The following is a 26,877-nucleotide window of genomic DNA, read 5'->3' as shown; positions in this document are numbered from 1 at the left end:
ATGATGATGGTTGCCGGTGCAGGGCCTATGCCTGCAAATGCGAAACGAATTTCGTATTCTGGTAGGCATCCAGCGCGTCGGCTCCGCCTTCGGTTCCGTAACCGGAATCGTTGATGCCACCGAAAGGTACTTCCGGCAGTGCCAACCCGTAGTGATTGATAGTGATCATTCCGCTGCGAACAGAAGAAGAGATTTTTGCAGCATTGGCCGATGATCCAGTAAAAGCATAAGCGGCAAGACCATAATTGAGCCTGTTGGCCTCTGCCAAAGCTTCGTCAAGTGACTGAAAGCTATTGAGAAGTGCCACCGGACCAAACGGCTCCTCGTTCATGATTGCCGCATCACGCGGCACATCTGCAAGAATCGTTGGCTCAAAGAAATTACCGCGATTGCCAATGCGTTCGCCGCCCGTAACCACTTTAGACTTGTGTTCCTTCGCATCACCAATCAAGCGCTCCATGGCGTTGACCCGGCGCGCATTGACCAGCGGTCCCATCGTCGTTTCAGCATCGAGCCCATCTCCGACTTTCAACGAACGGGCGTAAGTTGAAAGACCTTCGATCACCTGATCGTAGACTGGTTCTTCAATCAGAAACCGAGTGGGTGCGATGCAAATCTGGCCTGCATTTCTGAACTTGGCTGCAGCTGCCACCTTGATTGCCTGCTCCACATCGGCATCTGCCATGATGACAACCGGCGCATGTCCACCAAGCTCCATCGTGGCCCGCTTCATGTGCAAACCACTCAACGCCGCAAGCTGCTTTCCCACCTGCGTCGAACCCGTGAATGACACTTTCTTAATCACAGGATGAGGGATGAGGTAAGACGAAATCTCTGCCGGATCGCCATAAACGAGGTTGATAACACCATCAGGCAAACCAGCATCAGCAAAGGCGCGCACCAGTTCGGCTGGGGCTGCCGGCGTATCTTCAGCAGCTTTCAAAATGATGGAGCAGCCAGCAGCCAGAGCCGCAGATATTTTGCGAACCGACTGGTTGATTGGAAAGTTCCAAGGAGTAAACGCAGCCACCGGACCGACCGGCTCTTTGACTTCCGATTGCATCACATTTGCAAAGCGTGAGGGAACGATACGCCCATAGCTACGCCGGGCTTCTTCTGCAAACCAGTCGATCAGGTCACCGGCCGCAGCAGCCTCGGCACGCGCTTCCGACAGAGGCTTGCCCTGCTCAATCGTCAGCAAGCGCGCAACGCCCTCGCCGCGAGCCCGAAAAATGTCTGCAGCCTTGCGCAGCATCTTATAACGATCAAAGGCCGATACCTTGCGCCAAATCTCAAAGCCGCGTTCGGCTGCAGCCAAAGCGTCATCAAGATCGGCTGTCGTGGCTTTAGCAATATGTCCGATAACGTCGTTGGTCGCCGGGTTCAGGACGTCAACCGTTTCACCAGAACTGCCATCGCGCCATGTTCCATCAATGAACAGTTTGATATTGGAATATTCCACTTGAGTGTTCGTCATCACTCTCTCCTCAAACAGTTGCCTGATATTGATGGATGACACCGGCGTCGATCAGCTCTGCCAGTCTGGCTTTATCGAATTGAAGAACGTCCTCCAGAATGGAAGTACTATCTTCACCCAACATTGGCGGCGCCTTATAGGAAGCATGTTTCTGTGCCTCTAATCCTTGGGCTGGACGCACAAGAGAGACCGGCCCCAGATGTGGGCTTTCCAATGTTTGCACCACATTCCGTGCCACAACATTGGGACTTTCAAAAGCTTCTGGAACAGTTTTCACCTGCCCCGCAGGAACGCCCATCTTCAGACATTCAGCCATCCAATATTCGCGCGTTTGGGTGCGGAAACGCTCAGCCATCGGCGGTATCAGTTCAGAACGATTAAGCGCTCGCCCGCTCGCCGTTTTGAAACGATCGTCCGCGGCAAGTTCTGGCAGACCAATGATCTTTTCGCAGAGGATTGCAAACTGGCGGTCGTTACCGACAGCGAGGGCAAAGGCACCATCGGAACACTCGAAAATCTGATAGGGCACCACGGTCGGATGGGCATTACCAAAACGTTTGGGAATATGCCCGCCATTCAGATGGGCACTACCAATATTGATAAGCGTATTGAGCGCGCATTCAAAAAGAGAAATATCGACAAACTGTCCGAGACCCGTGGTCTTGCGCTGATAAAGCGCTGCCAGAATGGATTGCGTTCCAACCATACCCGCCACGATATCGGTCATAGCCACGCCGATACGCATCGGCTCGCCATCGGTTTGTCCGGTGATCGACATCAGGCCGCTTTCAGCCTGAACCACGAAGTCATAGCCGGGGCGACGAGCTTCCGGGCCGGTTTGGCCATAGCCGGATATCGAGCAATAGATGAGCCCGGGATTGAGCGCCTTCAAAGTCGCGTAATCAATTTTCAGGCGTTCGACAGTTCCGGCACGAAAGTTCTCGACCACAACATCCGCCTGCTTGGCCAGTTCATAAATTATATCGAGGCCTTCTGGCGACTTCAGATCGAGCGCCAGGCTTTTCTTGCCGCGGTTAGCACAGAGAAAATAGGTACTTGCTCCTTTATAATTGGGAACCGACCAAGCGCGCGTGTCATCACCGCCTTGAATATTCTCGATTTTCCAGACTTCGGCTCCAAGATCAGCAAGGCTCATCGTGGTCCAGGGACCGGCAAGAACGCGCGAAAGATCAAGAACCTTTATTCCAGCCAGCGGAAGGGCAGAGTTGTTATCGCCCATAACAGGAACCTCAAGTTCGTTCATTATTTTCAAGGTCACGTCCTTCTCAAACATCCGCGATAAGCGGCACCTGATAGTCAAAATTAGTCACGGGAATTACTGAGGTGATCGCCATTCCTGCGGGAAGTGACACGCGACCGCGTGTCCGCCTCCCTGAAGCTGCAATTCCGGCCTGACTTCCGCGCAGATCGCTTCCGCCCTGAAACAGCGGGTTCTGAACGGGCAACCGGATGGGGGATTGATCGGGCTCGGCACATCGCCCTTGAGCAGAATTTGCTGCCGCTTTCGCTCAATGACCGGATCGGCCAGCGGAACAGCTGACATCAAAGCCTGGGTGTAAGGGTGCAGCGGTCGGTTATAGAGTTCTCCAGCCGGAGCCTTCTCAACGATCCGCCCAAGATACATCACTGCAACCGTGTGCGAGATATGCCGCACGACTGACAGATCATGAGCAATGAAGATGTAGGACGTGCCGAACTCCGCCTGAATTTCCTGCAAGAGATTCAGTACCCCAGCCTGCACCGAAACGTCGAGCGCCGAGACAGGCTCATCGAGCACCATAACCTGCGGGTTAAGCGCCAAGGCGCGTGCGATCACGACACGTTGCCGCTGGCCGCCTGACAGCTCATGCGGATAACGCTTGCCATGCTCCGGGTTGAGACGGACCAGTCGCAGCATTTCCTGGACACGCTCTTTACGCTGCTGTTGTGAAAGATCACTGATACGAAGCGGCTCGGCGATGCTTTCTTCGATGCGCATACGCGGATGAAGTGAAGCAAATGGATCCTGAAACACGAATTGCAGATGCTTGCGTGCAGCGCGCATTTCTTTCGGCGAGAACTGCGCCACGTTCTGTCCCTGAAACAGAACCTCTCCGCTCGTTGGCTCGATCAGCCTGAGCAGGCAACGTCCGAGTGTGGATTTTCCGCAGCCGGATTCACCGACCAAACCAAGCGTCTCACCCTTGGCCAGATCAAACGAAATATCATCGACCGCCTTAACCTCAGCCACATCACGCTGAAAGATCGTGCCACCTTTGATCGGAAACGATTTGCGAAGATTGCGGACCGAAAGAGCGGCATCCGACACGGAGGATGGAGCTGTTTGCGATGAAAAACTCTGGTTCATAGCGCGGCCTCGTTACTGACCGGTATGTCGGCCTTTCGTTGATATGCAGGCAGACTGTCGGCAAAGTGGCACGCCGATATGTGGCGTCCGAATTGCTGATATGTGGGAGCCGTTGTCTTGCAGATTTCCTGAGCATGTGCGCATCGCGGATGAAACGCACATCCTTTGGGGAAAGCACCCAGAACAGGCGGCGCACCATCAATGGAATAGAGTTTGCCGCCGCTATCATTCAGTGTCGGGATCGAAGCGATCAGCCCGCGCGTATATGGATGACGTGGATTGTCGAAAAGTTCAAAGACATCCGCTTCCTCGACCACTTCACCAGCATAGACAACGGCAACACGGTCAGCATGGCCCGCAAGGACACCAAGATCATGCGTGATGAGGATAAGTCCCAGACCAAGTTTATTCTGCAAGTCCCGCAATACTGCCATGATCTGCGCCTGAACCGTGACATCAAGTGCCGTGGTAGGTTCGTCCGCAATCAATAGGTCCGGATCATTAGCGACAGCCATGGCGATCATCACACGTTGCCGCATCCCACCTGAAAACTCATGTGGGTATTGTTTCACCCGCTGATCAGGTTGCGGAATGGAGACTAGCTCCAGCAACTCAATCGCCCGCGCCATAGCGGCTTTCCGGTTGAGCTTTTTCTGATGAAGCTGCAAGGCTTCGATCAGCTGATCGCCGACCTTCATCACCGGATTGAGAGAAGACAACGGGTCCTGAAAGATCATCGCGATTTTCGAGCCGCGAAGGCTTCGCATTTCGCGCCGCGACTTGCCAACCAGTTCTTCGCCCTGAAACGTAACCGAGCCTGAAACCTTGGCATTGGGCGGCGTCAGGCCGATTGAGGCCAGCATCCCGATAGACTTGCCGGAGCCGGACTCGCCAACGATCCCCAAAACTTCGCGCCGCTTGAGTTCAAGATTGATGCCTCTGACCGCATCAAGCACCACACCATCGCGGCCAAAGCCGACACGCAGGTTTTCAATTCGAAAGAGACTGGTGTTCTCATTTGGATTTGTCATTTTGTTCTCCAATCACTTCGAACGCGGGTCGAAATAGTCGCGAAGACCATCGCCGATGAAATTGAAACCAAGAACGATGGTCAGGATAGCAAGGCCCGGCCCCATCGCGATCCACCAGTTGTAGAAATAGACAGCACCCTCGGCGATCATGGAGCCCCATTCCGGCGTGGGCGGCGTTGCGCCAAGACCGATAAAGCTGAGCGATGCCGCAAGCAGAATGACCTGCCCCAAATCCATCGTTGCGCTGATCAATATCGGGGTCCAGCAGAGCGGCAGAATATGCTTGAACAGAACACGGGAGCTGCTGGCGCCAGATGCTATCGCGGCCTCCACATGCTCACGCTCACGCACTTCCAGCACCTGCGCCCGCATGAGGCGCGCATAGACAGGCCACCAAACAATGACCATGGCAATCGCAGCGTTTTCAAGCCCGGGTCCGAGCGATGCGGCAACCGCCATTGCGAGAAGCATCGGAGGAAATGACAGTGTGATATCGACGAGCCGCATAATGGCTGAGCCGATCAATCCACCTTTATAGCCTGAGATAGCACCAGCCAAAGCACCAATAATAACCGCACTTACCACCACCAAGAGGGCAATTGGCAGCGAATGCTTGGCTCCGTAGAGCGTGCGCGTCAACACATCGCGTCCCAGAGCATCGGTTCCAAGCCAGTGCGACCAGCTTGGTGCCTGCAGGCGGCGTCCAACCATGTCGAGCGGGTCGTAGGGCGTCATATATGGCGCAAAGAATGTCGCAATGATCCAGAAGGCTACGACAATAATTCCGATTGCCACCGGCAGGGTAAACCAGCGCGGTATTCTGAATTTAAGCTGACGTGATGAGGTGTTTGCTGCTGCAACCATTTGCTTTCCCCTTAGCCCAGACGCACGCGCGGATTTGCGAGAACATAGGCAACATCGGTGAGCAGGTTCGTAATCAGGAACATCACGCCACCGACGATGGTAACACCAATGATTGCTGGGAAATCCAGTGATCGCGCGGCCTCAACCGCATAAGATCCCATGCCAGGCCAGGCGAAAATTGTTTCGGTCAGCACGGCACCCGTGATGAGATAAGCAAACGAATAGCTGATCACTGTCAGAACCGGCACGAGAATGTTGCGCAGGGCATGGCGGAACACCACACGGAGTTCACCAGCACCTTTGGCGCGTGCCGTGAGGATGAATTCACGCCCGATCACATCAAGCATATTGGCGCGAACGAGACGCGAAATCGTACCCGCCACGGTCCAGCCAAGCACTGTCGCAGGGAGAATCAGATGTGCGAGGGCATTTTTGAAAGCCGCGAAATTTCCTGCGAGCAGACTGTCGATTGTCATGAGGCCTGTGATGGCAGCAGGCGGCGCCATGCGTGGATCAAGTCGGCCGGGTCCGGGCAGCAACTCAAACTGCACTGAAAAGATGAAGAGAACGGCAAGCCCCAGCCAAAAGACGGGCAAAGATGATCCCAGCAGCGCAAAAAGGCGCGCCACATGATCAATGGCGCTGTCGCGATAATAAGCCGCCAGAATACCAAGCAGGATACCGACAATAGACCCCAGAACCATGGCCGATAAAACCAGCTCCATCGTAGCTGGCAAACGGGCCATCAAGTCTGTGCTGACAGGACGCTTCGTGACGAACGAGGTCCCCATGTCGCCAGACAGAAGGTTTTTGAGATAGATGACATAGCGCTCTGGCAGACTGCGATCGAGCCCCCACTTTGCTTTTGCAGCAGCCACAACTTCCGGGTTGTTCATCTGCTGCTCGGCCACAATGGATGTAAGCGGATCACCCTTGGTGATCGTCGTGAGCGCAAAGGCCATCGTCACGATGCCAAGAATTAGAAATGGCATCGCAATTAGGCGCTTAAAGAGATAATTTGACATGCACGGTTCCCATTTTGGAAATCTGGCGCAGTTTTTGTGCGTCCTTGCACATAGTATTGACAAGCAAATTTGACGCCGTCAATATAAATGAAATTAAATTTCATTTTCTGGAACGGCATTCCTTTAAACTGAAAACGACACACGCCCAGGAGACAACGTGAAGAAGAGAACGAAGCCCAGCTCATTGGACCTCGATAAAGACAGCGCTCAGGTTTCCAGCGCCCTCGTAAGGGGTCTGGAAATTTTGCGAAGCTTCACCCCAAATGATATTTCTCTTGGAAATCAGGATCTTATTGATCGGACAGGCTTGCCGAAAGCCACCGTTTCACGCCTGACACTAACCCTGGTCAATCTGGGATATCTTAATTACGATGAAAATCTCGGGCGCTATAGCATTGGCCCCGCGACAATTTCGCTGGGCTACTCAGGCCTCAGTGCAAATGCTGTTGTTTATATGGCGATGCCGCTCATGCGGAAACTTGCGGAAAAAACCGGTGTCGCCGTTGCCATGGGACTGCGTGAGCAACGCGAAATGGTCTATGTCGCCAATGCGCGCTCTGAAAACCCTGTTTCCCTACGCCTCAATGTCGGCTCAAGGTTGCCAATCTGGCGCACTGCAATGGGGCTTTCCTATTATGCGGGCATGGAAGAAACGCAGCGTGAGTCTCTGCTTGAGCAAATGCTTGCGGCCGAGCCGGAACAGGCCGAGAAAATTCGTCGCCTGACAAGCAATGCACTCGAAGATTTTGAGAGAGATGGCTTCGTTGCATCATGCGGCGACTGGTACAGCTATATAAATGCGGTAGGCGTTCCATTCCGCCCGACTGATGGCACGCAGCTTGTGGCAATTACCTGTGGCGGCATTACCGACATTGCGCCACGCGATGTCTGTTATGGCGAAATTGGCCCGGCACTCAAACAGTTGACCATCGAGCTGCAGGAGCGGCTTGTCGGCAAGCTGGAAGCACCTTCACACACCTTACCCTAATCATCGCCAACGCGACGTAGCAGATTGTTGCAGGAAATCTCATGGCCACCGATATTCTATATCCAAAAGTCAGTCTGGAAACCAATTCCGGCACAATCTCTCGTTGGCACGCGAAAGACGGTGATACAGTCAGCCAAGGACAGCTCCTTTTTGAAATAGACAACGATAAAACCGTTGTTGAGGTGGACGCGCCTCACAGTGGAATACTTAAAATTCTAAAGCCTTCGACATCAGATGAAATCGACGTCGGCCAGAGTGTGGCAAGCCTTTTTCTTGAAGGCGAAGCTATTTCCTCGGCCACTTCAAAACCCGCATCGGAACCCGCTGCCGTTTCGTCACCTGAAGCCACAAAGTCTTCGGAAACTCCGGCGTTGGATATCCGTTCACACACCACACAAGCCGGCAGGACTGTAGCAACACCACTTGCAAAACGTCTGGCCGGAAACGCTGGAATTGATCTTTCGCAGATCAACGGTAGCGGGCCGAGCGGGCGCATACAGAAGAAAGATGTTGTTGCTGCCATCGAAACGCAGCAGCCCGCGGCAAGCATCTCGTCCCAACCTATCAACGGTACTGAGCTGAACACGGTATGGCTGCGCAAGGGAGAAGGAACACCGATTGTCCTTCTGCATGGCTTTGCCTCGGATCATAATAACTGGCGTGGCTTGTTTGCCGGCACCCAATGGCAGCAACCCTTGCTGGCGATTGATCTGCCATCGCATGGTGCCTCACCGCTTGACGTTGTTGACGACCTCGACGCAATTGCAGAACGCGTAGAAACGACAATCCAACGGCTCAACCTCTCGCAAACGATTGTTGTGGGCCATTCCTTTGGCGCTGCAGTGAGCGCCCGACTGGCAGTCCGAGGGAATATGGATATCCGTGCGCTCGGATTGTTTTCACCAGCGGGTCTGGGGCCGGAAATCAATACTGGCTTTGTCGAGAACTTCGTTAAAGCCAAATCCAAAGAAAGCGTCATACCTTGGCTGCATGAACTTGTTCATGCAAAGGACGCAATTTCAGACGCCTTCATTTCAGCCGTGGTGCAGCAGCGACAGAACCAGCCGCTGAGTGACGCGATGAGCGCTTTTGCAAAACAGTTCTTTGCGGATGGAACACAAACCATATCAATCACGAACGACCTTGCATCGCTCGAAATACCGGTTCGTGTTGTCTTTGGAAAACAGGATCGCATCCTGCCTTTCAAACATAGTCGCAACCTACCAGACAATGTAGCGCTCCACGCTTTTGACGCCTGTGGACACATGCCTCATTTGGAAAAACGCGGCCTGTCGCTCCGTATCCTGCAGGAGCTTGCAAACTCTGTTCGTAACTAAAACATCATGGCAATAAAAAAGGCCGGAGATTTCTCTCCGGCCTTATTTGTTTCATCTGCGATAGCTTATTTGGCGACTGAAATCTCAGCCAATGGCAGGTTGCAGCAAGCCGAATAGCGCACGCCATTCACCTTGCTATTATATGCCAGAATGACGTCTGGGCTCAGCATCGGAATGATGACATTGGCAGCGGCCATTTTCTCACCAGCCTGGAACCAGACTTTATCAGCCTGATCGGCAGGCGCTTTAAGAGCATCGGCCATAACCTGCTGAATATCGCCGATCACGAATGACGGGTCACGCGCTTCACCGGCGCGCTTGGCCCAGAGGCTACCCTTTGCCAGACCGAATGCATCGACATATTGCGATGTGCCATAGAAGTCAGGTGCATAATAGACGACAGTCAGCGGCGTGCCGTCACCATTCACCTTCTCACGCCATGTTGCAAAAGAAACAGGCTGCAGCTCAACCTTGATATTCACCTTGGACAGATCCTGCTGGATCTTCTGCATCATCTGCGTGAAATCAACACCGTAGACGTTGAGGTTTGGATAGGTTGCCTCAAGCTTGAAACCATCCGGGTGCCCTGCCTTTGCAAGCAGTTCCTTTGCCTTGTCGGGGTTGTATTCAGGTATCTTGTAATCAGAGCCACCCGGGAAGCCGATTGGAATAGCGGCACCAATCAATTGGCCTTTGTCACCCAACATGAAATCGAGCAGTGTTTCACGATCAATTGCCGTGGAAATGGCTTCACGAACTTCAGGTGTCAGGGGCACTTCATTCGATTTGGCACCCGGTGAGAGCGCGATATAAATGAAGTTATAGGAATGAATGGAGTCAATCTTCACGTCGGGATTGCGGATGGTCTTGGCAGTTTCCGGATCGATCTGCATGGCAATATCTGCAGAGCCATTTTCAAGCATTTGCGCCTGAGCAACGGCATCCTTAACCTGACGGATAACGACTTCCCCTACTTTCGCAGCCTCGCCCCAGTATTTTTCATTACGCTTCAGGCGAAGTTCGGAATTGGGTTCGTAAGCGGCCAGAACAAACGGGCCACTACCTGCCGAATTGGCGAGAAACCAGGCTTCAGCATTGTCCTTTTCTGCAGCATCTTCACCATTGACGGCCTTGGCTTCAGACGTAGCAACTTCACTATTGACGATGCCGAAATATGGCGAAGCCACAACATTGAAGAACTCCGAATTGGGCGCCTTGGTCTTTACGACCACGGTTGCCTCATCAGGCGTATCGATGGAAGCAATCGTATCTGCCAGAAATGAAGGGCTTGCCTTCACATTCTTGAGGCGCTCCCAGGACCACTTAACGTCCTTGGCTTCAACCTTTGAGCCATCCGAGAACACAGCTTTCGGATTTATCTTGAAGGTAAATTCGGTCTGATCGCCATTTGCGGTATAGCTCTCGGCGAGCACCGGCACGACCTTGTTATCTTTGTCGAGCGACAAAAGACCTTCATAAACTGCCGAGTCATAAATCTGGCAGGTGTCGCAGAAGGTGCGATGCGGATCGAGCGAGTTGATGTCCATGTTGCGCGCGATCACAAGAGAATCTGCATTTTGCGCATAGGCTGCGGGAACCGCAGTCAGCAACGTCGCAGCCATCATCAGGCTTTTGAAATTCGTCATCAAAAGGCGGTTCAGCCCTGTTTTCCCATTTTTCATTTCGTTCCTCGTTTTTCTCTTCTTATGTTCAAACTCATCAGGCATTGCGCGTGATTTTTTCCAGCGCCGCCCGAACCTTTTCCGACGACCCTAGAGCCGCCTTATTCAAGACCAGTGAAACCACAGGCGACGACAAACTGCCGGTCACATGGAGAATTTCATGGTCAAGATCGTTGAAGAAACGCCGCTGAATTTCAGCAGCCCAATGGCGTCCGAGCGAAAGCCCGCTCGCGACCTGCTCGGCAATCACCACACGATTGGTCTTGGCTATAGACTGGCCGATAAGCTCCCAATCAATGCCCGTCATATCGAGGCTGCGCATGTCGAGAATCTCAGCATCTATGCCGGATTCTTCCGCGGCTTTAACCGAGGCCTGTACCATCACAGATGTTGCAAGCACCGTACATGCCGAGCCTGATCTCACGATGCGGGCCTTCCCGAGAGGAATACAATAATCACGGTCTTCCTTGGGCACGAGGCTTTCACGCTGATAAAACTCAACATGCTCGATAATGGCCACAGGATCATTTGACTTGAGCGCGCTGTTCATCAACCCGACATAGTCAAAGGCATTGGTAGGAGATACGACACGCCATCCCGGAAACATGGCAAACAATGCCGATGGATCACCCGAATGCTGAGAGCCGTAGCCAGTGTGCGGTGACACGCGAACGCGCATCACGATCGGCACGGGAAAACCATCACCGAACATATGACGGACTTTGGAAATACCATTGGCGATCTGATCAGCCGCAACAAAGCAGAAGTCACCGAACATGATTTCCACAACCGGGCGCAGACCCCGCAAGGCCGCTCCCAGTGCGACACCCGTAAAACCATTTTCCGCAATCGGCATGGCGAGCACTCTTCCCGGGAACAGCTCAAGTGCGTTCTTGGTGAACCCGCTGACGCCACCGGCAAAACGGTGAACATCCTCACCCATGACGATGATTGTCGGGTCCTTCTCCATTGCCCGACCAAGAACATCGGATGCAGCTGCTGCAAAACGTACCTTCACAAGCTCGTCAGCGGAATAGTCCTCAATCTCGCTAAAGCGAGCATCAGAGAACTCCTGCCCGTCGCCAAGTATGCCTTCATCGACGCTTTCTGCTGAAGGCCATAGAGCATCAGGTATTCGCAGCACATTGCTACCGGGTGCTGTTTCAGTCAGGCGAGATCCCGCAGCCTGCACTGCAGCGCTGACTTTCACGTCGATCTCGGCAAGTTCTGCGTCGCTGACAATGCCAAGTTCCTTCAAACGCCGCTCTGCCTGCGCGATTGGATCACGGCGCTTCCACTCTTCCTCTTCTTCGCCTCTACGATATCCGAAATCGCTCCCGGCCTTGCTCCCGCTTTGATGAAGGTAGCGATAGCATTGCGCTTCAATAACGACCGGGCCGCCTTCTTCTTCAATGATCTGACAGGCATCACGCATTGCCTGATGAACAGCGACAACATCCATTCCGTCGCACTCAATGCCAGGGAAGCCCAGCATTGGGCCGCGCGACGCAATGCGTGTTTCGCGCGTGGCATCCTGAATGTGTGTCGATACCGCGTAGAGATTGTTTTCGACGTAGAAAATCACCGGCAAACGATAGAGTGCAGCGATGTTCATCGCTTCATAGGTCGCTCCCTGTAAGGAAGCTCCATCGCCAAAGAATGCGACCGATATGCCTTTTCTGCCAAGCAGTTTATCGGCGAGCGCATAACCGGCGGCATGAGGAATATTGCCACCAACGATAGCACTTGTGCCCGCAATGCCGGATGCGGCATCGCGCATATGCATCGAGCCGCCACGACCACCGCAATAGCCGGGGTTAAGCCCCATAATCTCTGCCATCAAACGATAGACGGCATCATTCATATCGTCGGTAAAATCGGATTGAAGAATATCGAAATCCGATGGCGTCTGTGCATTGATCAGCTTCGTCAACACCTGGTGATGCGCACGATGTGTACCATTGATCTGGTCATTAGAACCGAGCATCGACATGGCGCCCACTGCCGCAGCTTCCTGCCCGATACTGGCATGAGCCGGACCATGAACCAGCCCCGCTTTCTCAAAGTCGAGTATTTTTTCCTCAAAGCGCCGGATGAGCTTCATCTGGCTATACCACTTTAACAGATCACCGGCATTTGCAGCGCGCCAGTCATCTTCCGTCACATTGAGCCGATACCAGGGCGCAGAAGGTTTCAGTTCAATTTTCTCAGCCATGATAAAGGTTCCCTAATTGCATTCTGCCAATGGCAGTTTCAGTTCTGCCCTGCGGCGCAGCCACAGGCTGGCGCGATATCGCGGATCGCCAGTTCTCCCAAACATGCGATCCAGAATATGGACGACGATATCGGCTCCGATCCGGTCGCCCCATTCAAGCGGGCCATATGGATAGCCGAGTCCCAAACGCACGGCAGCATCGAGGTCATCGACTGATGCTATGTTTTGATGAACGATATCGGCCGCGATATTCACAATCATTGCCAAAACACGCTGGCAAACAGTTCCGCATGTATCTTCAACCAGCGATGCTTTGACTCCATCGGACTGCGCCAAAGCGAGAGCCTCTTGCCGCGTAAGCTCAGTTGCTCCCGGTGAAGCGACCAGCGTTCGGTGTCTGTGGATCCCAAATAGCGGATCAAAGCCAATGGTGTTGGCAGAGTTCAGACCTTCCCGCACAATTGCCGAGGTTAGATCATCACCGATCAAGCCGATCAGAACCAGCGCGCTCGCGCTTACATCATTGATGACTGGAACGCCTGCCTGCTTCGCGATCTTATGCAGCGCCTTGTCAGGTGTATCGCCGATAATCGTTACCGATTTGGGCAGGTTCCGCGCGCCATCGCTTGCTACAGCTGTGGTGGCATCGTCTGAATAATCATAAAAGCCGCGGCCGCTTTTGCGTCCAAGCAGACCTGCATCAAGGCGCTGCCGTGTGATAACCGATGGACGATAACGGGGTTCGTGATAATACTGCCCGTAGATCGCTTCCATGACGGGATGCGACACATCAAGTCCCGTCAGATCAAGAAGCTCGAAAGGCCCCATGCGGAACCCGGCAGCATCCCGCAAAATTGCATCAATCGTAGTGAAATCAGCGATATTTTCCCGGATCATCGCAAGCGCTTCCGTGCCATAAGCACGACCAGCGTGGTTGACGATAAAACCCGGTGTATCGGAAGCCATCACGGGTCGATGACCAACCCGTACTGCAAGCTCCTTCAGAACATCAATAACCCTGGCATCCGTCAGCGCAGCTTTGATTACTTCCACAACGCGCATTAGCGGAACGGGATTGAAAAAGTGAAACCCGGCTATGCGCTGCGGATTTTGAGCTTTACCGGCAATTGCAGTTACCGACAGAGACGATGTGTTCGTTGCGATGATCGCTTCAGGCGGAAGACATTTTTCAAGCGCAGCAATCAGCTCTCGCTTCACGCCAATGTCTTCAACAACAGCTTCTATGACAAGATTGGCCTCAGCCAAATCGCCAAGAGCATCAACAGGTGTGATCCGATCAAGAACACCTGCAGCCGTATCCGAGTCCAGTTTCCCGCGCGAAACCCGGCTATCCAGACGCTTTGCAAGCTCCTGTTTCGAAGCCTCGGCTTTTCCGGGAAATTGGTCGAACATATGAACAGTCAGGCCAGCCGCAGCCATCGTTTCGGCTATGCCGATCCCCATAATCCCGGCACCAACGATACCCACTCTATTTATAAGACGATATTGCTCCGACATCGCAGCCATACTAGCGCCCCTTGAACTGAGGCTTGCGTTTGGACAGGAAGGCGTCAATGCCTTCCCGCTTATCTTCCGTGTCGAAGAGAAGCTGGAATGCTTTACGCTCCAATCTCAGAGCCGTTTCAAGAGGTGCATCTTCGCCGTGAGTGACAGCCTCTTTGATTTGTTCCGCTGCAAGCGGTGGCATCAGGGCAATTTTTCCAGCAAGCTTTAGCGCTTCTTCCAACGCCTGCCCTTCGTCCGTCAATCGGCTGACGAGACCGTATCTTTCCGCATCCACCGCCGAGAGCATTTCTCCCGTCAGAGCAAGCAGCATGGTCTTATATTTGCCTATCGCGCGTAAAAGCCGTTGCGTACCTCCTGCGCCAGGCATCAATCCGAGCTTGATTTCCGGCTGACCGAAATTTGCTGTTTTTGATGCAACGATAATATCGGCGTGCATTGCAAGCTCACAACCACCGCCCAACGCATAGCCTTCCACGGCAGCGATCACAGGCTTGGGGCAACGAGCGAGGCTCTCCCAGTAACGATGAAGCCGCTGGGCGAGAATTTCTCCCGCGCCAGTCTGTGCAAACACTTTAACATCTGAACCAGCGGCGAAATTTCCACCTTTGCCCGCAATGACGATAACCCGCGTTTCCGCATCACTCGCAAGCCGATCAACTGCTTCTGACAGTTTCTGGCGGATATCCATATTCAATGCATTGAGTGCTTCTGGACGATTGATTTCCAGTAAGGCCACACCTGCCGCCGGACGGCTTTCGATCACCACATCGGTAAGCTCGGTCATCCTCTCCCCAACTTCCCCTGAACCCATTCCAATCATAGCAAAACCACAAATGGAATTTAATTTCATTTTATATTGTCTCGAACTTTAATCTATGAAACATTCCCTTAGCAATAGGATATTTCTGCAAAACGCGACGTGTTTCATCTTTGTTGAAATCACCCGCGAAGGGGCACTTCATGATCCGCGACCCGGAGACCTTTCAATCACTGTTAGATACGATCAGACGCTTTGTCAGAGAGCGGTTGATGCCCGTCGAAAGACAGGTGGAAGAAACAAACAGCATCCCCACCGATGTCATAGACGACATGCGTGCAATGGGCCTGTTCGGCCTCTCAATTCCTGAACAATATGATGGACTTGGGCTGACAATGGAGGAAGAAGTCCTCGTCGGTTTTGAGCTTGGCTACACCTCTCCGGCATTTCGTTCTGTCATCGGCACAAACAACGGTATCGGGTCGCAGGGGATTATCGCTGACGGCACCGACACCCAGAAAACCTATTGGTTGCCGAGGCTTGCCAGTGGAGAAATCATTGGCTCATTCGCCCTGACAGAACCCGATGTGGGGTCCGATGCAGGTGCGGTCAAAACCACGGCTGTAAAAGACGGCGATGCTTACGTTCTTAATGGCGTAAAGCGCTTCATAACCAATGCGCCAATTGCTGGCGTATTCACGCTCATGGCACGAACAGGCGAAGCCGGACCTTCCGGCGTCACAGCATTTCTGGTTGACCGCAATTCACCCGGCCTCACCGTTGGTAAGGCGGACCATAAGATGGGACAACGCGGCACGCAGACCTGTGATGTCTATCTGGAGAATGTTCGTGTCCCTGCGGAAAACATCATTGGTGGTGTGGAAGGCCGTGGCTTCAAGACAGCAATGAAAATTCTCAACCGTGGTCGGCTGCATATATCCTCCGTCTGCACAGGCATGGCAGAGCGATTGATTGATGAAGCCGTCGGCTTTGCCAAAACCCGTGTTCAATTCGGCAAGCCCATTGCAGAACACCAGATGATACAGGCAATGCTGGCGGATATGAGCACCGAAGCCTATGCCGCACGATGCATGGTGCTCGATTCAGCGCGTGCTTTCGATGATGGGGACCCCGCAATTATTCGCAAGGCGGCAAGCTGCAAACTCTATTGTTCTGAAATGGTGGGACGCGTCGCCGATCACGCCGTGCAGATTCATGGTGGCTCCGGCTATATGCAGGACTATGCTGTCGAGCATTTCTATCGCGATGTGCGCCTGTTCCGTCTTTATGAAGGCACGTCTCAAATTCAGCGGATCATCATCGCACGCGAAATGACGAGGGCTTAACCCATGGAAGTTACCGGCAAGAGCAAAATCCTTTTCGTTCTGGCACATCCAATCGGTCATGTGCGGGCAAGCCACGTCTTCAATACCCACTTCAACAAGACAGGGAAGAACGCAGCGGCAGTTCCCTTGCACGTTCATCCTGATGATCTTGCGCAAGTCACGCAATCCATTCGCAAAATTGGCAATGTAAGCGGCTTTGGTGTGACTATCCCACACAAGATCGCAATCATTCCGCTTCTCGATGCTGTGACAGATGCAGCGCAAGAAATGGGTGCCGTCAACTTCGTGCGCCGGGAGGAAAGTGGTCGCCTTGTTGGTGACAATTTGGATGGCCCCGGCTTTATCGAAGGATTGCGCAGCAATGGTATAGAACCTAAAGGCATGTCTGTTTTGATGCTGGGAGCGGGCGGTGCCGGGCGTGCTGTGGGCTTTGGGCTGGCAAAAGCGGGCGCGCGTTCCTTGTGGATCGCCAATCGCGATACTGCAAAAGCTGCAGCGCTCGCCACGGATATACAATCTGCTTATAAAGACTGCTCCCTCCAAAGTGGACCCGATCACGGCAACCACTTCGACCTCATCGTCAATACGACATCGCTTGGCATGGCCGAGCAAGACGAGCTTCCGCTGGATCTGACAGGGATTTCCTCCGACACCATAATATCCGACATCATCGTCAATCCACCGATGACGCGCTGGCTGGAATTGGCCCAAGCCAAAGGATGCAGGATCATCAATGGTGTCCCGATGCTTGATTCACAGATGGTTCTGGCATGCAAACATATGGGCATTTGAGTCGTGATGATGAATTGATATATTCGACCGCTCGACAAGGATGCGTCCGGCAATTGGAGCCTATTGATGAATTTTGTAAATGAACCGGACAACAGCTTGACTGAAGCTGACGACGCTATCGCTGAAGAAGCTCAGACTGAATCTGGCGAGGTGTTGTCCAACACCGTTTACAATACGCTCAAATCGCAGCTGATGCAGGCACAGCTCCTTCCGCTTCAGCGGCTCAAGGTCCGCGATCTTGCGCGCTCGTTAGGAACATCTGAGACCCCAGTCCGCGAAGCTCTGATCCAGCTTTCGCGCGAAGGTGCCATCGAGATCAAGCCGCGCTATTACATCCGCGTGCGCAAGCTTTCAGCCGATGAATACGAAGAAATTCGTGCGATGCGTCTGGAACTTGAACCCATGGCAGCGGAACGCGCATTACCGCATATCACTGAAGAAGACATTCTTCAGCTTGAAGATCTGCATAATCGGCTGGTTGCTGCAGAAAAAAGCGGCGACTGGCCGGAAGCATTGCAGACCAACTTTGATTTCCATTTTATCATCTATCGTCGTTCAGGCATGAAACATCTGATTGATGTGCTTGAAGCGCTCTGGATGCGTATCGGGCCGATCCTTTCGGAACTTTATCCCAACGCAATGCCAACCTATGCTGGCCCTCACCAGCACGAACAGGTTCTGGCTGCCTTGCGTGATAGGGACTCCTATGCTCTGCGCATGGCTATTCGCATGGACCTGATCGAAGGTGGAGCGGCTCTCGTCAGGCATCTGAAATCGTCAGCCTATACAGATTGATCCAAACAAAAAGGCCGACACCACGAGGGCGTCGGCCTGAGATTCTTTTGCGACCATTGCTTATTCAGCAAGCCAGTTCTGCCAGCGTTCACGCAGCATGTTGCGGTTCTCGCCGATCCATTTGAAATCCGGGACAAGCAGCAGCTTGTAATTATCCGGCGACGTTGCGTAGTTCTTCTGCTCAGCTTCAGGCAGCAAAGCCACGCCTTCTTTTGAATGGGTCGCGTAGTTTGCTGTCTTGATGAAGGCCGGATGGCCTTCTGCATGACCATAGAAGTAATTGATAAACTTCAGGGCGCCTTCCGGATTAGGGGCATCTTTCAGGATAGCGAAATAGCCTGTGTCCATCACGGCATCATTCCAGCTTACATTGAATGGCGCACCATCATTCATAGCGCTCAATGCTCTGCCGGAATAGGACATCGTCATGGCGACTTCCTGGTCGCGCATGATCTGTGCCACCTGATTGCCCGTCTTCCACCACACGCTGATATGCGGCTTGATCTCGTCGAGCTTTTTATAGGCCCGGTCCAGATCCATCGGGAAGATCTTGTCGCGCGGCACGCCATCAGCGATCAGTGCGATAGCCGGCAACCACCAGTCACGATCACCCGTATCCGGCAATCCACGCGGGCCGGGAAATGTGTTCACGTCCCAGAAATCAGCCCAGGTCTGAGGCACCTTGTCCTTGTAAACGGATGTGTCATAGGCGAGCAGCATACCGCCCGTCGTTCTTGCAACACCATTTTCCTTGCAGGAGCCTTCGACGCCTTTCGCTTCGACATTCGGTAGTTTCGAGCAATCAATCGTCAAAAGAAGATCGGCTTTATCGACCAGATCGGGACCCGTTGCCGTAACAATATCAAACTCAAATTTGTTGGCGCGCTTCATGGCTTCGACACGCGCCCATTGATCCGGCACCTCAATATCAAACGGCACGACATCCGTGCCGCTTTCTTCCTTGAAAGGCCCGTAGAACTCTTTCTCAAGCGTCTGGCGCATCTGCCCGCCAGTCGTCGCATAAACAACGCTGTCAGCTTTGGCCACTATCAATCCGGCTGCAAGCAGCAACCCGGCGCACATCAGTAATCTGGTAGTTTTCTTGAACATGTTTCCCTCACTTCTATGGTTTTCTTATTCTTCAGACACAGCCTGCTGTGAACGCGTAGCAAGCGCGCGCAGCCCTGCGGCCCCCACCAGAACAATGATGGAAAGCAGCGTGAGCATCACGGCAATCGCTGGGATAATCGGTGTCAGATTCTGCTCGATATCATCGAACATCATACGCGGCAGGGTCTTGTCGCGCACACCTGCGAGAAAGAACGAAATTACCGGTTCATCAAACGATATGACGAAGGCAAACAACGCGCCCGATAAGACATTCGGCCCTATCAGCGGCAAGGTCACGGCGCGAAAAGCCAAAAAGCGATTGGCCCCACAACACATTGCCGCATCTTCCAAAGCGGGATCGACCTGCGAGAGCGCCGCTACGATCGTAAACACGCTGAACGGCAATGCTATAATTGTGTGCGCAAAAACGTAACCGGCCGTTGTCTCTGTCAGTCCGACACTTTGAAACATCAGATAGAGCGCAATCGCCAGCGCGATATGCGGCACAACGATGGGACCAATGAGCAAGGTCTGGAAAATGGTCGCGAGCGCACCCTTGCCGCGAACTATCGCATAGCTTGCACATAACCCAATAATTGCACTCGAAATCGCCGTGAAAAATGCAATCTTCGCGCTGAATGCCGTTGCACTCATCCATTGTGCAGACTGAAAGAAGGCACCAAACCACTGCCACGTAAACCCGCGTGGCGGAAACGTGATGTAATCCGTCTCACTAAACGCCATTGGCAGAATGATAAGGATCGGCACAACGAGAAAACACAGCACCAGATAGACATAGGCATTGAGGAGCAAATTGCGGCTGTTCATGCATTGCCTCCCATCATCCGGTTGAACTTGAACACACGACCGAAGACCAGCGAAACAGCCATCACCAGAAGTGTAAGAATACCCACCAGTGCTGCTGCGAATGGCCAATCCAGTGTTTCACGCAGCTGCTGGGAAATCAGCGTCGCAATCATCATTTCTTTCGGCGAACCAAGCAGCGAAGGCGTGATGAAATAACCAAGTGCGGTGAGAAAGGTTAGGATCATCCCGCCCATAACTCCCGGCAGGGTGAGCGGAAAAATGACCTCGAAAAAGGTTCGTATTGGGCCGGCTCCAAGGATGGCAGCAGCTCTCGCATAATCCCGCGGCACGTTGCGAATAGCGCCATAGATCGGCAGAACCACAAACGGCAGGAGAACATGCGTCATAGCAATGAGAACTGCGGTTTGGGTATAAAGCAGCTTCAGCGGCTGATCTATGAGGCCAAGTTGAAGCAAACCTTGATTGACCAACCCATTACGCTGCAAAAGCACTGCCCAGGCAGCGGTTCGCACCAGCACAGACGACCAGAACGGCAACAGAATGCAGGCGGTTATGAAGATCAGTTTTGGTCCGCTCGAATGCGCCATCAGCCATGCGATGGGGTAGGCCATCAGCAGCGCGATCACGCTGACCAGCGCGGCAATCAAAACAGTGCGTCCCAGCACATTGAGATAAACCGGATTTGAGAAAACCCGCTGATAATTGTCCAACGAGACCGATGGCTCTGTCACGGACAAAGCGAGCAGACTGACCAACGGATAGATAAAGAACAGCAATAGCAGCGAGAAGAATGGTAAAAGCAGAAGAAGCATTCCGCCTTTCGATAGCTTGCGCCCGTCTGGCTCAAAGAACATTTTCAACATCGGCTCAGCTCGCACGGGAATAGACGAGACTTGCTTCGGGAGCAAAGCCCAATCGCAGTTTTTGACCTGCGCCAATGTCAGGAACCGCTGCACTCGCCAGTCTTGCGCGCAGTTCTGTTCCGTCGGCCATTGCCCCTAGAATAGCAGTGTCCGGACCGGCATAGATCACATCACGAACGGTGATTTCCAATCCCTGCTCCGCAGGAATTAAGCGTTCCGGACGAACTGCCATCAACGCATTGCCGGATTTTGCTCCCATGACATTTTCAGAGGGTATCGAAACAACGGTGCCGTCAGCGGCTTGCGCCTTGGTCCCATCCCATACGATCGGGATGAGGTTCATTTCACCGATGAAGCTTGCGGAAAACAGGTTGGCGGGGCGGTTGTAGAGTTCGCGCGCGCTGGCGACTTGCTGAATATGTCCGCCTTGCAGGATCGCAACGCGATCCGCCATTGTCAGCGCTTCACCCTGATCATGGGTGACGAATACGATGGTCATGCCCAATTCGGAATGAAGGCGTTTGATCTCGATCTGCATTTCTTCACGCAGATTCTTGTCCAGCGCCGATAAGGGCTCATCCATCAAAAGAACGCGCGGCGAATAGACAATAGCGCGAGCCAGCGCAACACGCTGCTGCTGCCCTCCCGACAATTGCTTCGGACTGCGATTGGCGAAATCGGCAAGTCGCACGCGAGCAAGTGCCTCGCGGGCAATACGGTGCCGTTCTTCTTTTGGCACACCCCTTGTTTTAAGTGGGAAAGCCACATTATCGAGCACCGTCATATTGGGAAACAGCGTGTAGTGCTGAAACACCATGCCGATATTGCGTTTATGCGGCGGTACGCGGGTGTAATCGTTGCTGCCAAACAGAATACGTCCTTTGTCGGGACGCTCGAAACCGGCCAGCATCATCAGGATAGTTGATTTGCCGGAACCCGAAGGCCCCAACAGGGCAAGGAATTCACCCGGCGCGATCTCCATGTCGAGACCGTCTACCGCTGTGAAGCTCCCATAATTTTTAGTCACTCCCTGAATGCTAATACCCAGCCCGGAATCGGGCGTGCTCTTCTGGCTAGCCATGCTTTCCCCTGATCTTTTTGTTGTTGGCAGAGCTTAACCCGCATTTCGCGTCCATGTCTATAATGATATATCAAATTTATTGATCAAAATGGCTGAGCACTATCTTCAACGCTGTTTTGCCTGATGTTTTTGCCAGATAACGCGGTAAAATGCCTAAATTCTCATACAGAAACCGATGGAATGCCTCGCAGCGGGAATATTTATCTCAATTTTTGGAATCTCTCTTGACATATCATCGCGACAAGGATCATTTTTGATATATCATAATTTGAGGTGATGAACGTAAAAGCGTCATCAAATGGGAGACTACCAATGCCTGCGCATTCCACTTCAGCCCAAACCCTGAGCGAACACAATCCAGACGCAGAGCTTCGTGCACGCGCCGAACGCGTGATCCCGAACGGCATGTGGGGCCATCAGCGCGCAGCGTCGCTTCCAGAGGGATATCCGCAGTATTTTGCTTCGGGCGAAGGCGCTCATGTTACGGATGTAAACGGCAACAGCTATATTGATTTCATGTGTGCTTGGGGACCGATCATTCTGGGCCACCGTCATGAACTCGTGGATGCTGCAGCACTCAGCCAGATAAAGGCAGGCGATTGCCTCAACGGTCCAACAGCGCACGCTGTTGAACTTGCAGAGCTGCTGGTTGAAACGGTACCCCATGCCGACTGGGCATTGCTGCAGAAGAACGGCACCGACGCCACGACCAGCTGCGTAACAATCGCACGCGGCGCAACCAAACGCCGCAAGGTTCTGGTCGCTAAGGGTGCCTATCACGGTGCTGTGCCATGGTGTACGCCATCACTGGTCGGCGTAACGGCCGAAGATCGTGCTCACCTCGTCCACTATGTTTACAACGATGTTGAAAGCCTCACTGCCGCCGCAAAACAAGCCGGTGACGATCTGGCTGCAATCATTGTCTCCGCCTTCAAGCACGATCTTGCCATCCCGCAGGAACTTCCCACCACAGAATTCGCCAAAACGGCACGCGCCCTTTGCGATGCGGCGGGTGCGGCGCTCATTCTTGATGACGTGCGTGGCGGCTTCCGCATTGATCTGGGTGGAAGCTGGCGCGGAACCGGCGTTGAGCCGGACCTTGCTGCTTATTCCAAGGCAATCGCCAATGGTTATTCGCTTGCAGCAGTCACCGGAACCAACCGTTTCCGTGAATCTGCAGGACAAGCTTACATGACTGGTTCGTTTTGGTATGCCGGTGCATCCATGGCAGCAGCGGTTGCCACCATCAAGGAACTGAAGCGTATTGATGCTCCTGCACGCATGAAACATGCGGGCGAACGCCTGCGCACCGGCCTTGATGCTCAGGCACGCGCACATGGTTTTGAGCTGCTGCAAACCGGACCTGCCGCAATGCCGCTGGTGCAATTTGTCGGCGATACGGATGCACAGCTTGGCGCACGTTTCTGTCGCGAAGCGCTGAACCGCGGCGTTTACCTGCACCACAAGCACAACATGTTTATCTCCTGCGCACACACGGATGCGGTGATCGACGACGCTCTTTCCCGGACGGAAGACGCTTTCAAGGCAATCTCCACCCGGTAAGGAAAAAGCGTGAGCGAACAGCCGGGCGACGAAAGGGACAACCTTTCAGACATTGTGTACCAGCAGCTCAAATCAGGGCTGCTGCGGGCACAGTTCAAACCGCATCAGCGGTTCAAAGTTCGTCAACTGGCTCAGGATCTGGGCACATCGGAGACACCTGTTCGCGAAGCGCTCATGCAGTTGTCACGCGAAGGTGCGATTGAAATCAAACCGCGCTTTTACATTCGCGTACGGCGTTTAACGCTGGCTGAGTACAAGGAAATCCGCGCGATGAGGCTCGTTCTGGAGCCTCTCGCAGCGGAACATGCGCTGACAAACATATCCGATGAAACCATCACCAGACTGGAAACCATTCATCAGCATCTGACCGAAGCGGAACGCACGGAAGATTGGCGCGCGGCCCTGCAGATAAATTCGGATTTCCATTTCGCGCTCTACAAACAAAGCCGGATGGCACATCTGATAGACGTGCTTGAAAGTCTCTGGATCAGGGTTGGTCCGCTCGTTTCGGAGCTCTATCCAACGGCAAAACCGAGTTATCCCGGACGCCACCAGCACGAGAACATTTTAACGGCGCTCAGCAACCGCGACAGCTATGCGTTACGCCTCGCCGTCCAACTCGACCTCATAGAAGGAGGCGCTGCCCTTCTGAAGCGCCTTCAGCAATACGAACAAGACAATCCCGGCGATGCCGATCGTTCAGCATTGAACAGCAATCAGAATTTTTGATTCAAGGAGGAAGCTCACAATGTCCCGCGACAAGTTCAATTTTCCCGAAATGGGGCCACATGCGATCAAGCCATGGGCGGTTCGCAAAGGCTTTGCGGACGAGCACTTTCTTTCAGACTATCGCTATCAGTTTCCGCGTGAAGACCCTGCTCTGCCCGAAGTTTTCGTCTACACCGAGAAGATGTCTTACGACCCCGGTGAAACGGTCGAGTTTCATGGCTCCACCACAGCCAAAACATGGTCGATCCAGATATATCGCGACGGCCACGAACCTCAGATGATGGACGAGGCTTTCGACCTTCCCGGCAGCTTCACCAAAACATCAGAAACAGCCTATATGGATGGCTGCGACTGGCCAGTTCTTTATAGCTGGAAAATTCCCGACAATGCGCGCTCGGGCTTCTATCGCGTTGTCTCGACATGTATGCGCCCCGATGGCGAGCGCTTCGTTCAACATCATTTCGTTGTGGTCCGCCCGACGAAGAAGACCCGTTCGGGCCGTATTCTCCTCATGTTCGCAACTGGCACCTGGACTGCCTATAATGATTGGGGCGGTGCGAACCACTATTTTGGAACATGGGGTCCAAATAAGAACGAAGGTTCGCCGATCTTGAGCCTGCGCCGCCCATGGTCGAAAGGCATGATCTGGTTGCCGCAGGGAGCTGCGCGCGTTTGTAATCCGGTCTGGCAGGACATGGGGGATGCGACCCGATACCCATCCAAGGAATGGGGCTATACGATGGGGTTCTCGCAATATTATTCGTCTGCCGGCTATGCTCAATACGAACGTTATTTCGTAACCTGGGCCGAGGCAGCAGGCTATCAGATCGACTATATAACCCAGACTGATCTCCACTATAATCCCGGCATTCTCGACGATTACAATTGTCTGGTCACCGTTGGCCATGATGAATATTGGTCATGGGACATGCGCAAAACCGTCGAGGATTTCGTCGCTCGCGGCGGGCATCTCGCGCGCTTTGGCGGCAACTTCCTCTGGCAGATCCGTCTTGAGAATGATGGCCAGACACAGGTTTGCTGGAAAACCAAAGCGCCTACACAAGACCCCATCATGCAAACCGATCAGAAACACCTATGCACGGCGAACTGGGCAAGTGGCGCGGTTAACTGGCCGGGGGCTTCGACTGTCGGTGTTAACGGTGAAAACGGAATGTATGGCAGCTGGGGCGGTTTCTCTCCCCGTGGCTCTCGCGGGCTCACCGTCTACCAACCAGAGCATTGGATCTTCGAAGGCACGCATCTGCGCTATGCGGATATCTTTGGCCACGAAGCCCAGATCTTCGGTTATGAGGTCGACGGGCTCAACTATTCATTCAAGAACGGCTTCCCCTATGCCGTTGAAGAGCACGGCGTACCGACCGAAAAGATCGAAATTCTCGCCATGACGCCAGCATCGATCTACGAATATGAACTCGACGGTCAGGGACATCGTTACTATGTTCGCGATAGCGATCTGCAGGGCATCTGCGAAATGGCGCCTGATGGCTATGAAGCGGCGCGCAAGCGCCTGGCACATGGTGCGGGTATGCTCGTCTCCATGAAGCAAGGTGACGGTGAAGTGATAACCGCCGGGCTTTGTGAATGGGTAATGGGCCTCAAGCGCAACTGCGCCTATACCACCACCATTACCCGCAATGTGCTGGACCGGTTTCAGGAAACGGGACCTTCCCGCGCCTGATCCATAATGCAAATCAGGCCCGAATTTTCATTCGGGCCTGTTCCTATCGGCGATCAGCGCGGCATCGGTTGGCTGCCGTAATATCCATAACGCGCGCGAACTTCATCTAGCTCAGTCTCACTCAAAAGAACCGGTTCGCCAATCTGACAAGCCAATATGTACTGACGTGCCAGCGTTTCAAGTTTCTCTGCCAGCAATGTTGCGTGGGCCATATCCCGGCCCCACACCACCATTCCATGGCTTGCCATCAGACAGGCGCGATGGTTGCCCATAGCGCGCACGATTTCATAGGCCAAAGCATCAGAACCAAATACGCGGTAATCAGCACAGGGAACTTCGTTCCCGCCAAATGAAGCAATCATATAATGGAAAGCGGGCAATGGCTTACGCAGACACGACAATGCAACACAGCTATCCGCATGCGAATGGATGACCGCGCCTGCTTCGGGATGATTGCGCATGATTTCTGTGTGGATGCGCCATTCGCTGGAAGGCACCTTGCCCGCAAGATGCTCGCCTTCCACAGAAACGAGACTCATGTCTTCAGGCTTCATAAGCGATGTGGCGCCAGTCGGCGTAACCCAGATATGTTCGCCTTCCCGAATACTGATATTACCGCTGCTGCCGTGATTGAAGCCCTTCTGTTCCATGTGACGCATCGCATCCACGATGGCTCGACGTGCTGTAAGGCTCTGATCATAATCGGTTGGCATCGTCTGTTCCCCGTTGTTGGCAGCCAAGAGTTTGTGATGATGCCTAACTTCATAATCCCCGCAATTGACGCGGTCCATCAAAATGAT

23 protein-coding genes are annotated in these 26,877 nt (G+C 53.4%); 8 read left to right on the top strand and 15 right to left on the bottom strand.

Features of this window, described 5'->3' with window-relative positions; all coding sequences use genetic code 11:
* Positions 1 to 25: 25 nt before the first annotated feature.
* The 6 genes from RT142_RS19810 to RT142_RS19785 form a co-directional block, all read right to left on the bottom strand.
* A complete protein-coding gene (locus RT142_RS19810) occupies positions 26 to 1,477 on the bottom strand; it encodes an NAD-dependent succinate-semialdehyde dehydrogenase (RefSeq protein WP_313030933.1) in 1,452 nt (483 codons plus the stop codon).
* 10 nt (positions 1,478 to 1,487) lie between these two features.
* Positions 1,488 to 2,741 (bottom strand): CaiB/BaiF CoA transferase family protein, encoded by a 1,254-nt coding sequence (locus tag RT142_RS19805; protein WP_064321470.1) that lies wholly within the window; start codon positions 2,739 to 2,741, stop codon positions 1,488 to 1,490.
* A gap of 72 nt (positions 2,742 to 2,813) precedes the next feature.
* Positions 2,814 to 3,845, bottom strand: coding sequence for an ABC transporter ATP-binding protein (locus RT142_RS19800; RefSeq protein WP_007878250.1), 1,032 nt, complete (start codon positions 3,843 to 3,845; stop codon positions 2,814 to 2,816).
* Entirely contained in the window at positions 3,842 to 4,876 is a 1,035-nt protein-coding gene (locus RT142_RS19795) for an ABC transporter ATP-binding protein (protein ID WP_007878248.1), read from the bottom strand. The genes RT142_RS19800 and RT142_RS19795 overlap by 4 nt, the downstream gene beginning before the upstream one ends.
* 12 nt (positions 4,877 to 4,888) lie before the next feature.
* Positions 4,889 to 5,740: an ABC transporter permease gene (locus tag RT142_RS19790; protein WP_064321469.1), complete on the bottom strand. Its 852-nt coding sequence runs from the start codon at positions 5,738 to 5,740 to the stop codon at positions 4,889 to 4,891.
* 11 nt (positions 5,741 to 5,751) lie between these two features.
* Positions 5,752 to 6,765: an ABC transporter permease gene (locus RT142_RS19785; protein ID WP_007878243.1), complete on the bottom strand. Its 1,014-nt coding sequence runs from the start codon at positions 6,763 to 6,765 to the stop codon at positions 5,752 to 5,754.
* 157 nt (positions 6,766 to 6,922) lie between these two features.
* Here RT142_RS19785 and RT142_RS19780 point away from each other — a divergent pair, with 157 nt between their 5' ends.
* Both RT142_RS19780 and RT142_RS19775 read left to right on the top strand, forming a co-directional pair.
* Positions 6,923 to 7,753, top strand: a complete 831-nt coding sequence (locus RT142_RS19780; RefSeq protein ID WP_079213135.1) for an IclR family transcriptional regulator — start codon at positions 6,923 to 6,925, stop codon at positions 7,751 to 7,753.
* Between the two features lie 41 nt (positions 7,754 to 7,794).
* The gene (locus RT142_RS19775) at positions 7,795 to 9,090 is read left to right on the top strand and encodes an acetoin dehydrogenase dihydrolipoyllysine-residue acetyltransferase subunit (protein WP_313030927.1); all 1,296 of its coding nucleotides are present in this window, start codon (positions 7,795 to 7,797) and stop codon (positions 9,088 to 9,090) included.
* Between the two features lie 65 nt (positions 9,091 to 9,155).
* On the opposite strand, the gene RT142_RS19770 is transcribed toward RT142_RS19775, so the two are convergent.
* The 4 genes from RT142_RS19770 to RT142_RS19755 form a co-directional block, all read right to left on the bottom strand.
* A complete protein-coding gene (locus tag RT142_RS19770; protein ID WP_313031003.1) occupies positions 9,156 to 10,715 on the bottom strand; it encodes an ABC transporter substrate-binding protein in 1,560 nt (519 codons plus the stop codon).
* Between the two features lie 94 nt (positions 10,716 to 10,809).
* On the bottom strand, positions 10,810 to 12,987 hold the full coding sequence (locus RT142_RS19765) for a dehydrogenase E1 component subunit alpha/beta (RefSeq protein ID WP_313030925.1): 2,178 nt from the start codon (positions 12,985 to 12,987) through the stop codon (positions 10,810 to 10,812).
* 12 nt (positions 12,988 to 12,999) lie between these two features.
* Entirely contained in the window at positions 13,000 to 14,514 is a 1,515-nt protein-coding gene (locus tag RT142_RS19760; RefSeq protein WP_064321464.1) for a 3-hydroxyacyl-CoA dehydrogenase, read from the bottom strand.
* A gap of 1 nt (position 14,515) precedes the next feature.
* A complete protein-coding gene (locus tag RT142_RS19755; RefSeq protein ID WP_064321463.1) occupies positions 14,516 to 15,364 on the bottom strand; it encodes an enoyl-CoA hydratase in 849 nt (282 codons plus the stop codon).
* Between the two features lie 110 nt (positions 15,365 to 15,474).
* Between RT142_RS19755 and RT142_RS19750 the strand changes: the two genes are divergently transcribed.
* From RT142_RS19750 to RT142_RS19740, 3 genes are all read left to right on the top strand, one after another.
* Complete coding sequence (locus tag RT142_RS19750) at positions 15,475 to 16,617, top strand: acyl-CoA dehydrogenase family protein (protein WP_313030920.1); 1,143 nt, start codon at positions 15,475 to 15,477, stop codon at positions 16,615 to 16,617.
* Positions 16,618 to 16,620: 3 nt separating this feature from the next.
* Positions 16,621 to 17,409: a shikimate dehydrogenase gene (locus tag RT142_RS19745; protein WP_313030917.1), complete on the top strand. Its 789-nt coding sequence runs from the start codon at positions 16,621 to 16,623 to the stop codon at positions 17,407 to 17,409.
* Between the two features lie 66 nt (positions 17,410 to 17,475).
* A complete protein-coding gene (locus tag RT142_RS19740; RefSeq protein ID WP_194779451.1) occupies positions 17,476 to 18,204 on the top strand; it encodes a GntR family transcriptional regulator in 729 nt (242 codons plus the stop codon).
* Between the two features lie 60 nt (positions 18,205 to 18,264).
* On the opposite strand, the gene RT142_RS19735 is transcribed toward RT142_RS19740, so the two are convergent.
* Genes RT142_RS19735 through RT142_RS19720 form a run of 4 tightly spaced genes read right to left on the bottom strand, consistent with a single transcriptional unit; the run spans position 18,265 to position 22,086 of the window.
* Positions 18,265 to 19,314 carry an extracellular solute-binding protein gene (locus tag RT142_RS19735; protein WP_312470859.1) on the bottom strand — a complete coding sequence of 350 codons (1,050 nt, stop codon included), beginning with the start codon at positions 19,312 to 19,314 and terminating at the stop codon, positions 18,265 to 18,267.
* A gap of 24 nt (positions 19,315 to 19,338) precedes the next feature.
* Positions 19,339 to 20,142 carry an ABC transporter permease gene (locus RT142_RS19730; protein ID WP_313030914.1) on the bottom strand — a complete coding sequence of 268 codons (804 nt, stop codon included), beginning with the start codon at positions 20,140 to 20,142 and terminating at the stop codon, positions 19,339 to 19,341.
* Positions 20,139 to 21,005 carry an ABC transporter permease gene (locus tag RT142_RS19725; protein ID WP_007878228.1) on the bottom strand — a complete coding sequence of 289 codons (867 nt, stop codon included), beginning with the start codon at positions 21,003 to 21,005 and terminating at the stop codon, positions 20,139 to 20,141. Before RT142_RS19725 ends, RT142_RS19730 begins: the two co-directional genes overlap by 4 nt.
* Before the next feature lie 4 nt (positions 21,006 to 21,009).
* Positions 21,010 to 22,086, bottom strand: a complete 1,077-nt coding sequence (locus tag RT142_RS19720) for an ABC transporter ATP-binding protein (RefSeq protein ID WP_064321461.1) — start codon at positions 22,084 to 22,086, stop codon at positions 21,010 to 21,012.
* A gap of 312 nt (positions 22,087 to 22,398) precedes the next feature.
* Between RT142_RS19720 and RT142_RS19715 the strand changes: the two genes are divergently transcribed.
* Genes RT142_RS19715 through RT142_RS19705 form a run of 3 tightly spaced genes read left to right on the top strand, consistent with a single transcriptional unit; the run spans position 22,399 to position 26,077 of the window.
* Positions 22,399 to 23,649 carry an aspartate aminotransferase family protein gene (locus RT142_RS19715; protein WP_313030910.1) on the top strand — a complete coding sequence of 417 codons (1,251 nt, stop codon included), beginning with the start codon at positions 22,399 to 22,401 and terminating at the stop codon, positions 23,647 to 23,649.
* Positions 23,650 to 23,658: 9 nt separating this feature from the next.
* On the top strand, positions 23,659 to 24,378 hold the full coding sequence (locus RT142_RS19710) for a GntR family transcriptional regulator (protein WP_007878224.1): 720 nt from the start codon (positions 23,659 to 23,661) through the stop codon (positions 24,376 to 24,378).
* A gap of 19 nt (positions 24,379 to 24,397) precedes the next feature.
* Positions 24,398 to 26,077 (top strand): N,N-dimethylformamidase beta subunit family domain-containing protein, encoded by a 1,680-nt coding sequence (locus RT142_RS19705; protein WP_313030907.1) that lies wholly within the window; start codon positions 24,398 to 24,400, stop codon positions 26,075 to 26,077.
* A 53-nt stretch (positions 26,078 to 26,130) separates the two neighbouring features.
* Here RT142_RS19705 and RT142_RS19700 read toward each other — a convergent pair whose 3' ends face one another.
* Positions 26,131 to 26,790, bottom strand: coding sequence for a class II aldolase/adducin family protein (locus tag RT142_RS19700; protein WP_313030905.1), 660 nt, complete (start codon positions 26,788 to 26,790; stop codon positions 26,131 to 26,133).
* Positions 26,791 to 26,877 lie beyond the last annotated feature (87 nt).

The sequence above is a fragment of the Brucella sp. genome (genome assembly GCF_032066345.1).
Taxonomy (GTDB): domain Bacteria; phylum Pseudomonadota; class Alphaproteobacteria; order Rhizobiales; family Rhizobiaceae; genus Brucella; species Brucella pseudogrignonensis.
Note: the sequence above shows the minus strand (reverse complement) of the source record. Positions and strands in the feature narration are given on the sequence as shown.